We start from the raw sequence: 15,732 nt of genomic DNA on the forward strand, positions 1-15,732 counted from the left end.
GGTCAACGTGACCGATTGTGCCAACGTTTACGTGCGGTTTTGTCCGCTCAAACTTTTCTTTTGCCATTTTTTTGTCTGCCTTCTTAGCTAGTCAATATTCAAAATAATGTGGATAAATTACTTCGCTTTAGCAGCCATAACTGCTTCAGCAACGTTCTTAGGTGCTTCGGAATAATGCTTAAATTCCATGGTGTAGGTAGCGCGACCTTGGGTCAACGAGCGCAAGCCAGTTGAGTAACCAAACATCTCTGCCAATGGCACTTCAGCGCGAACGATCTTGCCGCCCCCTGGAATGTCATCCATACCTTGCAAAATACCGCGACGTGATGAGAGGTCACCCATTACGTTACCCATGAAATCTTCTGGTGTTTCAACTTCAACAGCCATCATTGGTTCTAGCAACACTGGTGCTGCTTTGCGCATACCGTCTTTGAATGCCATCGAGCCCGCCATCTTAAATGCGTTTTCGTTGGAGTCAACGTCATGGTATGAACCGAAGAACAATGTTGCTTTGATATCTACAACTGGATAGCCAGCCAAAATACCGGAGTTCAATGTTTCGATAATTCCTTTTTCTACTGCAGGGATGTATTCACGTGGAACTACACCGCCCTTAATAGCGTCAACGAATTCAAAACCTTTGCCTGGGGCTTGTGGCTCTAACTTCAATACCACATGACCGTATTGACCACGACCACCAGACTGCTTAACGAATTTACCTTCGATCTCTTCGCAAACCTTACGAATCGTTTCACGGTAGGCAACTTGTGGCTTACCAACAGTTGCTTCTACACCGAATTCACGCTTCATACGGTCAACCAAAATTTCCAAGTGGAGCTCGCCCATACCGGAAATAATTGTTTGGCCAGATTCTTCATCTGTTTTGACACGGAAAGAAGGATCTTCTTGTGCCAAGCGATTCAAAGCAAGACCCATTTTTTCTTGGTCAGCTTTTGTCTTTGGCTCTACAGCTTGAGAGATCACTGGCTCTGGGAATACCATGCGCTCCAAAATAACGATGCTATCTGGATCGCACAATGTTTCGCCTGTAGTTGCGTCTTTCAGACCAACTGCAGCTGCGATATCGCCAGCGAATACTTCTTTAATTTCTTCACGTTCGTTTGCATGCATTTGCAACAAACGTCCAACACGCTCTTTCTTACCCTTGATTGGGTTGTAGATTGTGTCGCCAGATTTCATTACACCTGAGTAAACACGGAAGAAGATGAGCTGGCCAACAAATGGGTCAGTCATGATCTTAAATGCCAATGCTGAAAACTTCGCATTGTCAGAAGCTTCACGTGTTGTTGGTGTGCCATCTTCCAATTCACATGGAACTGGTGGAACGTCTAATGGTGAAGGCAACAATTCAACAACCGCATCCAACATCGCCTGAACACCTTTGTTTTTGAAAGCTGTTCCGCACAACATTGGAACGATTTCATTGGCGATAGTACGTTGACGTAATGCTGCCTTGATTTCTTCTTCGGTCAAGCCTTCGCCGCCGAGATACTTTTCCATCAACTCTTCTGAACTCTCTGCAGCAGCTTCGAGCATTTTCTCGCGCCACTCTTCAGCAGATGCTTGCAATTCAGCAGGGATATCTTCGTATGTAAATTTAGTGCCTTGTGAAGCCTCATCCCAATAGATGGCCTTCATCTTTACCAAGTCCACAACACCTTTGAAGTTTTCTTCAGCGCCGATTGGAATCTGGATCAAGATAGGATTTGCTTTGAGACGCATCTTCATTTGGTCATAGACCTTGAAGAAGTTCGCACCAGTACGGTCCATCTTGTTTACGAATGCTAAACGTGGAACTTGGTACTTGTTAGCTTGGCGCCAAACAGTTTCAGATTGTGGCTGTACGCCACCTACTGCACAGTAAACCATGCAAGCGCCATCCAAAACGCGCATTGAACGCTCAACTTCAATAGTAAAGTCTACGTGTCCTGGGGTATCAATAATGTTGATACGGTGCTCTGGGAAATTACCAGCCATGCCCTTCCAGAACGTTGTAGTAGCAGCAGAAGTAATCGTGATACCACGCTCTTGCTCTTGCTCCATCCAGTCCATGGTTGCAGCGCCATCATGCACTTCACCGATTTTGTGATTAACACCGGTGTAGAACAAAACGCGTTCTGTTGTTGTTGTCTTACCTGCGTCAATGTGCGCAGAAATACCGATATTGCGGTATTTGTCGATAGGGGTTTTACGTGCCACTGTTGGTACCTTTTCTTTGCTGTGCGATTAGAAGCGGAAATGTGAGAAAGCTTTGTTAGCTTCTGCCATACGGTGAACTTCTTCACGCTTCTTCATTGCTCCGCCGCGACCTTCTGCAGCTTCTAATAATTCGTTGGCCAAACGTTGAGCCATAGATTTTTCACCGCGCTTTTTAGCGGCTTCGCGCACCCAGCGCATTGCCAAAGCGGAACGGCGTGATGGGCGAACTTCAACAGGAACCTGGTAGTTGGCGCCACCAACACGACGGCTCTTCACCTCAACCATTGGCTTAACGTTGCCCATAGCTGTTGAGAAAACTTCAAGTGGTTCTTTGTTTGCTTTTTTCTCGATGTGGTCAAAGGCACCATAAACGATACGCTCTGCAACCGATTTCTTGCCGTCCAACATGAGGACGTTCATGAATTTTGCTACTTCTACATTGCCGAATTTTGGATCAGGCAGGATTTCCCGTTTGGGAACTTCACGACGACGTGGCATAACTACTCCTTCAGTTCAGTTAGGGGTGGCCCACATGGATCACCCGCTCCGGCCGTCCTACTATCTAAAGAAATCTCTAGACGGAACGGCCACTTACTTGTCTTTAAAGTCTGACAAACGAAGACTTACTGCAAATACTGTAAGTTGCTATTAAGCAGCTTTCTTGGCGCGCTTAGCACCGTACTTGGAACGTGACTGCTTACGGTCTTTAACACCCTGCAAGTCAAGTGAGCCACGAACGATGTGGTAACGAACACCTGGCAAATCCTTTACACGACCACCACGGATCAACACTACTGAGTGTTCCTGGAGGTTATGGCCTTCACCACCAATGTATGAAATCACTTCAAAACCATTGGTTAAGCGAACTTTAGCTACTTTACGTAGCGCAGAGTTAGGCTTTTTAGGAGTGGTTGTGTATACACGTGTACATACACCACGGCGCTGCGGGCTGTTTTGCAGCGCAGGGCTCTTGCTTTTAACGGTCAGCCGGGTTCTTGGCTTACGTAATAATTGATTAATTGTTGGCATAAAATAGCTCGGTTAGTACTTCTTTGTTGCTTTCTTCAAGAAAATCAATGACTTAGAGAAATCCTAGGTCAAAACGACCCTCTTCTGAATCAGTAGAACTCAGCATTCTAGCCTGGCCAGCCCTTTCCGTCAACCTCGAGGGAAAAAACTGGCCATTTCTGGCCAGGAATACCAAATTAGCTTGGATCAGCCTCCCCAGCAGGAGCAATCACTTCAGCCTCTATTTCTACAGGCATATCAGCCATTGCTTCCTCTTCGGCGGCAATCATTTGAGCGCGATCACGCTCGAATTGCTCTCTGACCTTGCGTGCACGGCGGTAAGACAAGCCGGTACCAGCAGGGATCAGGCGACCAATAATGACGTTTTCCTTGAGGCCACGGAGTGTATCGGTCTTGCCCATAATTGCAGCTTCGGTCAATACACGGGTGGTTTCTTGGAAAGAAGCCGCTGAAATGAAGCTGTCTGTCGACAAGGATGCCTTAGTAATACCAAGCAACACGTTCTCGAACTGAGCTGGGCGCTTACCTTGTGCAATCACAGCATCGTTTGCGTCATACAACTTAGAACGCTCAACTTGCTCACCAGTGATGTAGGCAGTATCGCCACCATCAGTGATTTGCACACGACGCAACATTTGACGCACGATGACTTCAATGTGCTTGTCATTAATCTTCACGCCTTGCAAACGGTAAACATCTTGAACTTCGTCCACGATGTAGATCGCCAACTCTTCAATACCTCGGAGTGTCAAGATGTCATGCGGATCGGCAGGGCCTTCCACAATCATCTCGCCCTTGTTCACAACTTGACCGTCATGAACGAGAACTTGTTTCTCTTTAGGAATCAAGAATTCATTAGCTTCGCCATCCATATCGGTAATCACTAAACGCTGCTTACCTTTGGTTTCTTTACCGAAGGAAACCGTTCCAGTGACTTTAGCCAATACAGCAGCATCTTTTGGTGAACGTGCTTCGAACAATTCAGCAACGCGTGGCAAACCACCGGTAATGTCGCGAGTCTTCTGTGATTCGATTGGAATACGTGCCAATACTTCACCAACTTCAACTTTTTGACCATCTTTAACAGTGATCAAAGCGCCAACTTGCAAACCGATGTTAACTGGGTGATCCGTACCCGCAATCATCACTTCGCCGCCCTTGTCATCAACTAAGTTGATCATTGGACGAACGCCTTTGCTAGCAGCACTACGACGCTTACCGTCAATCACCACCAAAGTGGAGAGGCCGGTTACTTCGTCAACCTGCTTAGCTACAGTAACGCCTTCTTCTACGTTGTCGAAGCGAGCAATACCAGCGTACTCAGAAATAATCGGACGTGTTAATGGGTCCCAGGTTGCTAAGCTTGCGCCAGCCTTAACTGCTGCATCTTCTTTCAACAAAAGAGTTGCACCGTAAGGCACTTTATGACGCTCGCGCTCACGACCGTTATCGTCAATGATCACAGCTTCGCCTGAACGTGAAATCACGATCTGCTCACCCTTCGCATTCTTCACAACACGCATCGTGCCAGAGAACTTCAGAGTACCGTTAGACTTCGCTTCAATATTGCTTGCAACCAATGCACGTGACGCCGCACCACCAATGTGGAAGGTACGCATAGTCAACTGTGTGCCTGGCTCACCGATGGACTGAGCAGCGATAACACCAACCGCCTCACCAACGTTCACCAAGCCACCGCGACCTAAATCACGGCCGTAGCACTTAGCGCACAATCCAAAGCGAGTTAAGCATGACAACACTGTGCGAACTTTAACTTCGTCGATACCCAAGGCAACGATTTGATCAACATGATCTTCGTCGAGCAATGTGTCGTTAGGAACAATGACTTCTTGTGTGTCAGGGTGAACGATGTCACCGATACATACACGACCCAAAATACGGTCACGCAATGCTTCGATAATTTCACCACCTTCAACAAGCGCTTTCATCGTTACGCCAGAAGTTGCGCCGCAATCTTCTTCAATAACCACGAGGTCTTGAGTTACGTCGCATAAACGACGTGTCAAGTAACCAGAGTTCGCTGTCTTCAATGCTGTATCAGCCAGACCTTTACGAGCACCGTGAGTAGAGATGAAGTACTGCAACACGTTCAAACCTTCACGGAAGTTCGCAGTAATTGGGGTTTCAATAATGGAGCCATCAGGCTTCGCCATCAAACCACGCATACCAGCCAACTGACGAATCTGCGCTGCAGATCCACGCGCACCAGAATCCGCCATCATGTAGATGGAGTTGAAAGATTCTTGACGCACAGTTTTACCGTTGCGGTCGAGTACGTCAACGTGTGACAACTCATCCATCATCGCTTTACCAACTTGGTCACCAGCGGCACCCCAAATATCAACCACGTTGTTATAACGCTCTTGATTGGTTACAAGGCCTGACATGAACTGCTTGTCATACTCTTTAACCTTGGTAGAAGCTTCAGTGATGATGCGCTCTTTAGAGCTTGGAATCAGCATATCGTCGATTGCAACCGAGATACCGGCGTTAGTCGCCAAGCGGAAACCAGACTGCAAGAGGCGGTCAGCAAAAATAACTGTTTCACGAAGACCGCACTTACGGAATGAAGTGTTGATCAAACGTGAGATTTCTTTTTTCTTCAGAGGCTTATTGATTTCCTCGAAAGACATGCCTTTAGGCAAAATTTCCGACAAAATTGCACGGCCAACTGAAGTTTGATAGATCTTGGTCTTTTCAGCAAAACGGGCATCGCCCTCTGCCTTTTTGTCCACAATCTCAAACTCAGTAATACGCACAGCAACGCGGGAAGCCAATTCAACCTGGCCAGCCTCGTATGCACGAATTACTTCAGTGATATTAGCGAAGACCATGCCTTCGCCTTTACCGTTGATCTTGTCACGAGTAGCGTAGTACAGACCCAACACCACGTCCTGCGAAGGAACGATAGATGGCTCGCCGTTAGCTGGGAACAATACGTTGTTCGAGGCCAACATCAATGTACGTGCTTCCATTTGCGCTTCGAGCGACAAAGGAACGTGAACAGCCATTTGGTCACCGTCAAAGTCGGCGTTAAATGCCGCGCAGACTAATGGGTGCAATTGGATCGCTTTGCCTTCAATCAGCATTGGCTCGAAAGCCTGAATACCGAGACGGTGCAATGTAGGCGCACGGTTCAACATGATTGGATGTTCACGAATCACTTCTTCGAGAATGTCCCAAACGATTGGAGTCTGACTTTCAACTTCTTTCTTCGCAGCCTTAATAGTGGTTGCAATTCCCAAAGTCTCGAGCTTGTTGAAAATAAATGGCTTGAACAATTCCAAGGCCATCAATTTTGGTAAGCCGCACTGATGCAATTTCAATGTTGGGCCAACCACGATGACAGAACGACCTGAGTAGTCAACGCGTTTACCCAGCAAGTTTTGACGGAAACGACCGCTCTTACCTTTAATCATCTCAGCTAAGGACTTGAGAGGACGCTTGTTGGCGCCAGTCATAGCCTTACCGCGACGACCGTTATCGAGCAATGAGTCAACCGCTTCTTGCAACATACGTTTTTCGTTACGAACGATGATCTCTGGTGCACGCAACTCTAACAAACGCTTGAGACGGTTGTTACGGTTAATCACGCGACGATAGAGGTCGTTCAAATCTGAAGTAGCAAAGCGACCGCCATCCAATGGCACCAATGGGCGCAATTCAGGTGGCAATACTGGCAATACTTCCATGATCATCCAGTCAGGCTTAATACCTGAAGTCTGGAACGCCTCGAGCACTTTTAAGCGCTTAGCGTATTTCTTGATCTTGGCATCGCTACCAGTAGCTTTCAAGTCAGCACGAATAGTCTCAACTTCGCGATCGATATCAATCGAACGTAAGAGATCACGAATACCTTCAGCGCCCATGATGGCAGTAAATGCACCGTCACCATACTCTTCAGTCTTGGCAATGTACTCATCCTCAGACATGATCTGACCACGCTTCATTGCGCCTTCAGGAGTCATACCAGGATCAACAACGACATATGCTTCAAAGTAAAGAACGCGCTCGATATCACGCAATGTCATATCGAGAACCATACCCAAACGGGACGGCAATGACTTCAAGAACCAGATGTGCGCTACAGGGGCTGCCAACTCAATGTGGCCCATGCGCTCACGACGTACCTTAGCAAGCGTAACTTCAACGCCGCACTTCTCACAGATAACGCCACGGAACTTTAAGCGCTTGTACTTACCGCATAAGCACTCGTAGTCTTTGGTTGGTCCAAAAATCTTGGCGCAGAACAAACCATCACGCTCGGGCTTAAAAGTCCGGTAGTTGATGGTTTCTGGTTTGCGTACTTCACCAAAAGACCATGAGCGAATTTTCTCAGGGGATGCAAGACCAATCTTGATGACATCAAACTGCTCATCACCCTGCGTTTGCTTAAATAAATCGAGCAATGCTTTCATATCAGTTGCGCTCCATGTCAATGTCAATACCCAACGAGCGGATTTCTTTTACCAGCACGTTGAAGGATTCGGGCATGCCAGCATCAATTGTGTGCTCGCCCTTGACGATGTTTTCGTAAACCTTGGTACGGCCTGCGACGTCATCGGACTTCACTGTCAGCATTTCCTGCAAGACATATGAAGCACCGTATGCTTCGAGGGCCCAAACTTCCATCTCACCAAAGCGCTGACCACCAAACTGAGCTTTACCGCCCAGTGGCTGTTGCGTTACTAAGGAGTAAGGTCCGGTTGAACGTGCATGCATCTTGTCATCGACCAAATGGTGGAGTTTCAAAACGTGCATTACGCCAACAGTTACTGGACGCTCAAACTGATCGCCAGTACGGCCGTCGCACAAAATCATTTGCTGACGTGAAGGAGTCATCTTCAAAGAAGTAGCCACTTCTTCTGGATAAGCCAACTCGAGCATGCGTCCGATTTCTGCTTCTGTAGCACCGTCAAACACTGGAGTTGCAAATGGCAAGCCTTGGCGTAAATTCTCAGCCAAAACAGTAATCTGTTCATCAGTGAAGTTATCGATATCTTCGATACGACCGGTTTCGTTGTAAAGCTGCTTCATGAACTTACGGAGTTCAGCTTGTTTAGCTTGTTGACGAACCATCTCATCAATACGCTTACCAATACCTTGAGCGGCCCAACCTAAGTGGGTTTCCAAGATCTGACCTACGTTCATACGGGAAGGAACACCCAATGGGTTCAAGACGATGTCAACAGGGCGTCCGTCAGCCATAAATGGCATATCTTCTGCTGGGGCGATTTTAGAAACCACACCTTTGTTACCGTGACGACCGGCCATCTTGTCACCAGGCTGTAAGCGACGCTTAACTGCCAAGTACACCTTAACCATCTTCGTTACGCCAGGCTGCAAATCATCGCCTTGGGTAAGCTTGGTGCGCTTCTCTTCAAAAGCCTCATCAAATTGCTTACGCTTCGCTTCGATAGAAGATTTGATTGCTTCAACTTGTGTAGCAACTTCATCATCTGCTGGACGAACATCAAACCAATGGTATTTGTCTAAGTCAGCAAGATATTCCTTGTCGATCTTAGTGCCTTTAGCTAATTTCTTAGGGCCGCCGTTAGCAACTTTGCCAATCAACAGTTTTTCTAAACGCATGAAGGCATCGCCTTCAACAATACGCAACTGGTCGTTTAAGTCCAAACGATAGCGCTGTAATTCTTCTTGAATAATTGACTGTGCACGGGCATCGCGCTCAATACCTTCACGAGTGAAGACTTGAACATCAATAACAGTACCAATCATTCCAGATGGAACGCGCAAAGAAGTATCTTTAACATCAGATGCTTTCTCACCGAAGATCGCACGCAGTAACTTCTCTTCTGGAGTGAGAGTAGTCTCACCCTTCGGAGTAACTTTACCAACCAGTACGTCACCAGCTTCAACTTCAGCACCGATGTAAACAATACCGCTCTCATCCAAACGGGAGAGTTGTGACTCAGCCAAGTTCGAGATATCGCGTGTAATTTCTTCTGAACCAAGCTTGGTATCACGAGCAACAACCGACAACTCTTCAATATGAATAGAGGTGTAACGGTCATCAGCAACAACCTTCTCAGAGATCAAGATTGAATCTTCGAAGTTGTAACCGTTCCATGGCATAAATGCCACAGTCATGTTTTGACCCAAAGCCAACTCACCTAAGTCGGTAGATGCACCGTCAGCAACTACGTCGCCACGGGCTACACGATCACCAGCCTGAACGATTGGACGTTGGTTGATGTTGGTGTTTTGGTTTGAACGGGTGTACTTGATGAGGTTATAAATATCCACACCAACTTCACCAGCCGCTGTCTCGTCATCGTTTACACGAATCACCACACGGTTTGCATCAACGTAGTCAACGATACCGCCGCGAGAAGCCAAAATAACTGTGCCCGAGTCAACCGCAACAATGCGCTCTAAACCAGTGCCAACTAATGGCTTATCTGGACGCAAGCAAGGAACCGCTTGACGTTGCATATTCGCACCCATCAATGCACGGTTCGCATCATCATGCTCCAAGAATGGAACCAATGAAGCAGCAGCAGAAACGATCTGGCTAGGAGCAACGTCAATGAAATCGATGCGCTCTGGGCTAACCATCATGGTCTCGCCAGCTTGACGCGCTGAAACCAATTCATCGGCCAACTTACCGCTCTTGTCGATCGTTGCGTTTGCCTGAGCAATCACGTATTTCGCTTCTTCAATAGCGGATAGGTAAACAACTTCGTCGCTTACTTTGCTATTGGAAACTTTACGATATGGAGTCTCTAAGAAACCATGCTCATTTAAACGCGCAAACAACGCGAGTGAATTGATCAGACCAATGTTTGGTCCTTCTGGAGTTTCAATTGGGCAAACACGTCCGTAGTGGGTTGGATGCACGTCACGAACTTCGAAGCCTGCGCGCTCACGTGTCAAACCACCAGGTCCCAATGCAGAAATACGACGCTTGTGCGTGATCTCTGACAATGGGTTTGTTTGGTCCATAAACTGGGACAACTGTGAGGAACCGAAGAACTCACGAATCGCTGAAGAGATTGGTTTGCTGTTAATCAAATCATGCGGCATGAGGTTTTCTGTTTCGGCTTGGCCGAGACGTTCCTTAACTGCACGCTCAACACGTGACAAACCTGCACGGAATTGATTCTCTGCCAACTCACCTACACAACGTACACGACGATTACCTAAGTGATCGATATCATCGACTTCGCCTTTGCCGTTACGCAGATCAACCAAAGACTTAATGGTGTCGAGAATATCTTCGTTCGACAAGACCATCGGGCCTTCCATCTCTGAACGACCGAGACGGCTGTTAACTTTCATACGACCAACGCGAGATAAATCGTAACTATCTTCGTTGTAGAACAAGCGCTGGAACAAGGCTTCAACAGCATCTTCTGTTGGGGGCTCACCAGGACGCATCATGCGATAGATGGCAATACGAGCAGCCATTTGATCTGCAGTTTCATCTGTACGCAATGTCTGAGAAATGTACGCACCAGAATCCAAATCATTGGTGTAGATGGTTTCCAATTGCTTGATGCCTGCATCGCGCAATGTAGCCAACAACTCTTCGGTGATTTCATCATTAGCGTAAGCCAAGATTTCACCAGAGTCTGGATCGATAATGTTGCGTGCAACTACGCGACCAACTAAGTAGTCATCTGGAACAACGATGTTTTTAGTCTTAGCAGCTTCGAGTTCACGAATATGTTTTGCATTGATACGCTTGTCTTTTTGAATGACAACAACGCCATTCTTATCAAGCACATCAAAGCTGGCTAACTGACCACGCAAACGCTCTGGAACAAATTCCATTGATGCGCCATTTGCGCTCAATGCAAAATGATCAAAGTTAAAGAAGTTTGCAAGAATCTGTTCGTTGTTTAAACCAATTGCTTTGAGCAAAATGGTGACGGGCATCTTACGACGACGGTCAACGCGGAAATACAGAATGTCTTTTGGATCAAACTCAAAATCAAGCCATGAACCACGGTAAGGAATGATGCGTGCTGAGAACAGCAACTTACCTGAGCTATGTGTCTTGCCCTTATCGTGCTCAAAGAACACGCCTGGGGAACGGTGCAACTGAGAAACGATAACGCGCTCAGTACCGTTGATCACAAAAGAGCCGTTGTCAGTCATGAGTGGAATTTCACCCATGTAGACTTCACTCTCTTTTACCTCTTTAACCTTAGTCGGTGCTTCGCGATCATAAATAATCAAGCGAACTTTTGCACGTAAGGCTGAGTGGTATGTGTAACCACGTTGTTGACATTCTTTAACGTCAAACGGTGGCTGTGACAACTGGTATGACACGTATTCCATACGTGCGTAGCCATTGTTGGACACAATTGGGAATGCTGATGTAAAGGCAGCCTGAAGTCCCTCTGTAAGACGAGACATTGCCGGCTTATCAGCCTGTAAAAATTTAGCGTAGGATTCCAGCTGCGTTGCGATCAGGTATGGAACCTGATGATTATTTACTCGCTTAGCAAAGCTTTTACGGACTCGCTTGCGTTCGGTGAAGCTGTAGTTCATTTCATCTCCGAATTCAGCGACTGTACAAAGATTTGGCGATTGGCCACTACCAATCACTGGCGGACAACACTAAATCGAAAGATCTAGTGTCCGACCAAACTTGCATTCTGCAGTCGTATCAGAAGGCAAACCCGATTTCAATCAGAAATGAAATCGGGTTTGACCACTAATGGTCAAACCCAACAGGGCTAGCACCCCTTTTTGAGGGGCGCTAACTGAGTTTGTATTACTTGAGTTCTGCTTTAGCGCCAGCTTCTTCAAGCTTCTTCTTAGCTTCTTCAGCAGTCTTCTTGTCAACGCCTTCTTTAATTGGCTTTGGTGCGCCATCAACTAAGTCTTTAGCTTCTTTCAAGCCAAGGCCAGTGATTTCACGAACAGCCTTAATTACTGAAACTTTGTTTGCGCCAGCTTCGAGCAAGTTAACAGTAAATTCTGTTTGCTCTTCACCAGCAGCAGCTGCGCCACCACCAGCAGGACCAGCAACAGCCATCGCTGCAGCTGAAACGCCAAACTTCTCTTCGAACGCCTTAACCAAGTCGTTCAAATCCATTACGGACATGCTACCTACTGCATCAATGATTTCTTCTTTGGTAATCGCCATTTTTAGCTCCTAATACTTAATAGTTAATCTGCGCTTATTCAGCGGCAGGGGTTTGCGGTGTTTCTGTTCCAGCTTCTGGGGCTGCGGCTGCAGGCTCAGCAGCTGCTTCTGGAGCGGCGGCTTCAGCAACTACTTCTGCTGGGGCTGCTGCTTCAACTGCAGGTGCTGCAACTGGAGCAGGTGCTCCGGCTGATTTTTGCGCTGCTACTGCGCCCAATACGCGAGCCATCGCAGATACTGGTGCCAACATCACACCTAACAACTGAGATAACAACTCGTCGCGGCTTGGAATTGTTGCGAGGGCTTTTACGCCTGCAACGTCTAACAATTTGCCGTTATATAAGCCAGCAGTAATGACTAGCTTGTCTTGAGTCTTAGCAAAGTTCTGCAATACTTTTGCCGAAGCAATCGGATCAGCAGAGATGCCGTAGATCAAGGGGCCAACCATCGAATCAGCAAGAGGCTCAAACTGTGTGCCTTGTGCAGCACGGCGTGCCAATGTGTTCTTCAAAACGCGAAGATATACACCTTGGTCACGTGCGCTAGCACGTAGCTTTGTCAACTGCTCTACTGGAATACCACGGTATTCAGCGAGCACGACTGTTTGAGCTCCAGCCAATTGAGCGCCGACATCAGCAACAATCGCTTTTTTGTCTTGTACATTCAAAGGCACGGTTTAACTCCTAAAAAACCAACTGTTTCCAGTTGGGGTTACACACCAGCGTCTGATCATTTGTCACAAGGAAATCTTGTGAAATCTTTTCAGGGTCGCCATCTGCGCTGGCTATTACTTTCGTAACGATTAAGAATTAGTTCTGAGTAAGCAAATAATTCACCAACGGTCTTTGATGTTCGACCCTCACTCAAAGAGCGGGAGTCGACCCAAAGTTCTTTTTGCTACAGGCTAATTACTGAGCAGCCTGTATCGATGCTTGGTCTACACGTACGCCTGCACCCATGGTGCTACTTACGGCAACCTTCTTTAAATAAACACCCTTAGATGCAGGTGGCTTAGCCTTATTCAAAGCTTCAAGCAATGCGAGCAAGTTTGATTTCAATGCGGCTGGCTCGAATGAGCGACGGCCAATGCTTGCGTGCACGATACCGGCTTTGTCCACACGGAATTGCACTTGACCTGCTTTTGCATTCTTAACTGCAGTAGCAACGTCAGGAGTAACAGTTCCAACCTTTGGATTCGGCATCAAACCACGTGGGCCCAATACTTGACCTAAAGTACCAACAATCTTCATTGTGTCTGGAGATGCGATCAAAATATCGAAATCGATTTTGCCGCTCTTAATTTGGTCAGCGAGGTCTTCCATGCCAACGATCTCAGCACCAGCAGCTTTAGCTTGTTCAGCCTTTTCGCCTTGTGCAAATACCGCTACACGAACATGCTTACCTGTACCAGCCGGGAGCACAACTGCGCCACGCACAACTTGGTCAGATTTCTTAGCATCAATACCCAACTGAACTGCAACGTCGATAGACTCATCGAACTTTGCAGTTGCACATTCTTTAACCAGGTTCAATGCATCTTCCAATGCATAAAACTTATTGCGATCTACTTTAGATTCAATCGCTTTTAAACGCTTAGATAACTTAGTCATGATTAGAGACCTTCCACTGTGATGCCCATGGAACGGGCGCTACCAGCGATTGTTCTTACAGCAGCATCCATATCAGCAGCTGTCAAATCTGGCATTTTTGCTTTAGCAATTTCTTCTGCTTGAGCACGTGTAATTTTTCCTACCTTATCGGTATGAGGACGCGGTGATCCTTTTTCGATCTTCGCAGCCTTCTTAATCATGATGGTTGCTGGAGGAGTCTTCATGATGAAAGTGAAGCTCTTATCAGCAAACGCTGTAATCACGACTGGAATTGGCAGGCCAGGTTCCATGCTCTGAGTTTGAGCATTAAACGCCTTACAGAATTCCATAATATTGAGACCGCGCTGACCCAATGCTGGACCTACGGGTGGTGATGGATTTGCTTTACCTGCAGGAATCTGCAGCTTGATAAAGCCAATGATCTTCTTTGCCATTGATTGCTCCTAAAAGCGCGCCTAACCTCTTTAGGTAAGACCGCTGTTGAGTAAACGCTTCACTAGTTTTTGGCTTTCTAGATCCGCTCCTCGGTTATTGCTAACCACTTAAAACCACTACTTTTGCTACAAAAACCCCCTAAATTGGGTGTTTTTTACATCTTTTCTACTTGCCCGAACTCCAGCTCAACTGGGGTACCGCGGCCAAAAATTGTAACAGAAACGCGCAATCTTGACTTCTCGTAGTTCACTTCCTCAACGTTTCCGTTGAAGTCTGTAAACGGACCCTCTTTAACGCGAACCATCTCACCCACCTCAAAGAGGGTCTTCGGCTTAGGTTTATCAACCCCAGCCTGCATTTGATCCATGATTTTGGTCACTTCAGCCGTAGAAATCGGGCTTGGGCGGTTTCTTACCCCACCAACGAAACCGGTCACTTTTGGCGTATTTTTCACCAAATGCCAGCTTTCGTCGGTCATTTCCATCTCAATTAATACATAACCAGGGAAGAAACGGCGCTCAGAAACTGACTTAGTGCCAGACTTAATCTCTACCACTTCTTCAGATGGAACTAAGATGCGTCCAAATTTCTCTGGCATTCCAGAGCGTGCAATACGCTCCTCAAGACCTCTTTTAACGCTTTTTTCCATGCCTGAATATGCATGAATCACGTACCAGCGCATATTACCGGTAGCTTGTGGATTATTTGAGACCAATTCAGTATCAATCATTTTTTACTCACTTCCAGCCTAGGAAGACTGAAAAAACTAGCCATTCAATTAATTTGTCTGCAATCCACAAAAACAGGGACATGATCACAACAAAGCCAAATACGACTAGAGTCATCTGAGTCGTCTCTTTACGAGTCGGCCAAACAACCTTTTTTACTTCATACCAAGAATCTTTTGCGTAGGCGATAAAACGACGCCCATCTGCCGACATCGCCACAATCAAAACTGCAACAGCAATTCCGCCAAACAAAACAGCCAAACGAACCAACATCGATTGATCGGCCAGCGTGTAGTAAAGAACCAACGCTGCAACGACTAGTAAAGCAGCGAGTCCAGAGACCCAGCTGCTTTTTTCTTCGGTATGACTTGCTGTATGTTGAGACATATTACTTTCAGTTCAAATCGTGGCAGGGGCGGAGGGCATCGAACCCCCAACCTTTGGTTTTGGAGACCAACGCTCTGCCAATTGAGCTACACCCCTTTATTAAAACTATTAAGCCAAAATCTTTGCAACCACGCCGGCGCCAACAGTACGGCCACCTTCACGGATCGCAAAACGTAAACCT

The 15,732-nt window shown here is 46.8% G+C and carries 11 protein-coding genes, 1 tRNA gene and 1 pseudogene; all 13 read right to left on the bottom strand.

The annotated features are described in order from the left end of the window. Positions 1-117: 117 nt before the first annotated feature. On the bottom strand, positions 118-2,220 hold the full coding sequence (gene fusA, locus A2X74_RS09475) for an elongation factor G (protein WP_215364753.1): 2,103 nt from the start codon (positions 2,218-2,220) through the stop codon (positions 118-120). Between the two features lie 27 nt (positions 2,221-2,247). Further along, positions 2,248-2,718, bottom strand: coding sequence for a 30S ribosomal protein S7 (gene rpsG / locus A2X74_RS09480; RefSeq protein ID WP_015420229.1), 471 nt, complete (start codon positions 2,716-2,718; stop codon positions 2,248-2,250). 150 nt (positions 2,719-2,868) lie between these two features. Then, the gene (gene rpsL, locus A2X74_RS09485; protein ID WP_041484791.1) at positions 2,869-3,249 is read right to left on the bottom strand and encodes a 30S ribosomal protein S12; all 381 of its coding nucleotides are present in this window, start codon (positions 3,247-3,249) and stop codon (positions 2,869-2,871) included. Positions 3,250-3,425: 176 nt separating this feature from the next. Next, on the bottom strand, positions 3,426-7,688 hold the full coding sequence (gene rpoC / locus A2X74_RS09490; RefSeq protein WP_215303685.1) for a DNA-directed RNA polymerase subunit beta': 4,263 nt from the start codon (positions 7,686-7,688) through the stop codon (positions 3,426-3,428). A gap of 1 nt (position 7,689) precedes the next feature. Next, entirely contained in the window at positions 7,690-11,790 is a 4,101-nt protein-coding gene (gene rpoB / locus A2X74_RS09495) for a DNA-directed RNA polymerase subunit beta (RefSeq protein ID WP_299765447.1), read from the bottom strand. A 226-nt stretch (positions 11,791-12,016) separates the two neighbouring features. Further along, entirely contained in the window at positions 12,017-12,391 is a 375-nt protein-coding gene (gene rplL, locus A2X74_RS09500) for a 50S ribosomal protein L7/L12 (protein ID WP_216213232.1), read from the bottom strand. Between the two features lie 34 nt (positions 12,392-12,425). Next, a complete protein-coding gene (gene rplJ / locus A2X74_RS09505) occupies positions 12,426-13,064 on the bottom strand; it encodes a 50S ribosomal protein L10 (protein ID WP_299765465.1) in 639 nt (212 codons plus the stop codon). A 235-nt stretch (positions 13,065-13,299) separates the two neighbouring features. Continuing rightward, complete coding sequence (gene rplA / locus A2X74_RS09510) at positions 13,300-14,001, bottom strand: 50S ribosomal protein L1 (RefSeq protein ID WP_299765468.1); 702 nt, start codon at positions 13,999-14,001, stop codon at positions 13,300-13,302. 2 nt (positions 14,002-14,003) lie between these two features. Then, entirely contained in the window at positions 14,004-14,435 is a 432-nt protein-coding gene (gene rplK, locus A2X74_RS09515; RefSeq protein ID WP_011901890.1) for a 50S ribosomal protein L11, read from the bottom strand. A gap of 155 nt (positions 14,436-14,590) precedes the next feature. Further along, complete coding sequence (gene nusG / locus A2X74_RS09520; RefSeq protein ID WP_215302342.1) at positions 14,591-15,166, bottom strand: transcription termination/antitermination protein NusG; 576 nt, start codon at positions 15,164-15,166, stop codon at positions 14,591-14,593. A 7-nt stretch (positions 15,167-15,173) separates the two neighbouring features. After that, entirely contained in the window at positions 15,174-15,551 is a 378-nt protein-coding gene (secE, locus tag A2X74_RS09525; protein WP_299765476.1) for a preprotein translocase subunit SecE, read from the bottom strand. Between the two features lie 20 nt (positions 15,552-15,571). Beyond that, positions 15,572-15,647 (bottom strand) — tRNA-Trp (locus tag A2X74_RS09530). A gap of 12 nt (positions 15,648-15,659) precedes the next feature. Next, positions 15,660-15,732, bottom strand: a pseudogene (locus tag A2X74_RS09535) (elongation factor Tu); the annotation flags it as partial.

The sequence above is a fragment of the Polynucleobacter sp. GWA2_45_21 genome (assembly GCF_001830325.1).
Classification (GTDB): domain Bacteria; phylum Pseudomonadota; class Gammaproteobacteria; order Burkholderiales; family Burkholderiaceae; genus Polynucleobacter.

What these genes read in the sequence shown, in the direction of transcription:
- rpsG (WP_015420229.1), bottom strand. Translation starts at nt 2,718, where the DNA reads ATGCCACGTCGTCGTGAAGTTCCCAAACGGGAAATCCTGCCTGATCCA.
- rpsL (WP_041484791.1), bottom strand. Translation starts at nt 3,249, where the DNA reads ATGCCAACAATTAATCAATTATTACGTAAGCCAAGAACCCGGCTGACC.
- rpoC (WP_215303685.1), bottom strand. Translation starts at nt 7,688, where the DNA reads ATGAAAGCATTGCTCGATTTATTTAAGCAAACGCAGGGTGATGAGCAG.
- rpoB (WP_299765447.1), bottom strand. Translation starts at nt 11,790, where the DNA reads ATGAACTACAGCTTCACCGAACGCAAGCGAGTCCGTAAAAGCTTTGCT.
- rplL (WP_216213232.1), bottom strand. Translation starts at nt 12,391, where the DNA reads ATGGCGATTACCAAAGAAGAAATCATTGATGCAGTAGGTAGCATGTCC.
- rplA (WP_299765468.1), bottom strand. Translation starts at nt 14,001, where the DNA reads ATGACTAAGTTATCTAAGCGTTTAAAAGCGATTGAATCTAAAGTAGAT.
- rplK (WP_011901890.1), bottom strand. Translation starts at nt 14,435, where the DNA reads ATGGCAAAGAAGATCATTGGCTTTATCAAGCTGCAGATTCCTGCAGGT.
- nusG (WP_215302342.1), bottom strand. Translation starts at nt 15,166, where the DNA reads ATGATTGATACTGAATTGGTCTCAAATAATCCACAAGCTACCGGTAAT.
- secE (WP_299765476.1), bottom strand. Translation starts at nt 15,551, where the DNA reads ATGTCTCAACATACAGCAAGTCATACCGAAGAAAAAAGCAGCTGGGTC.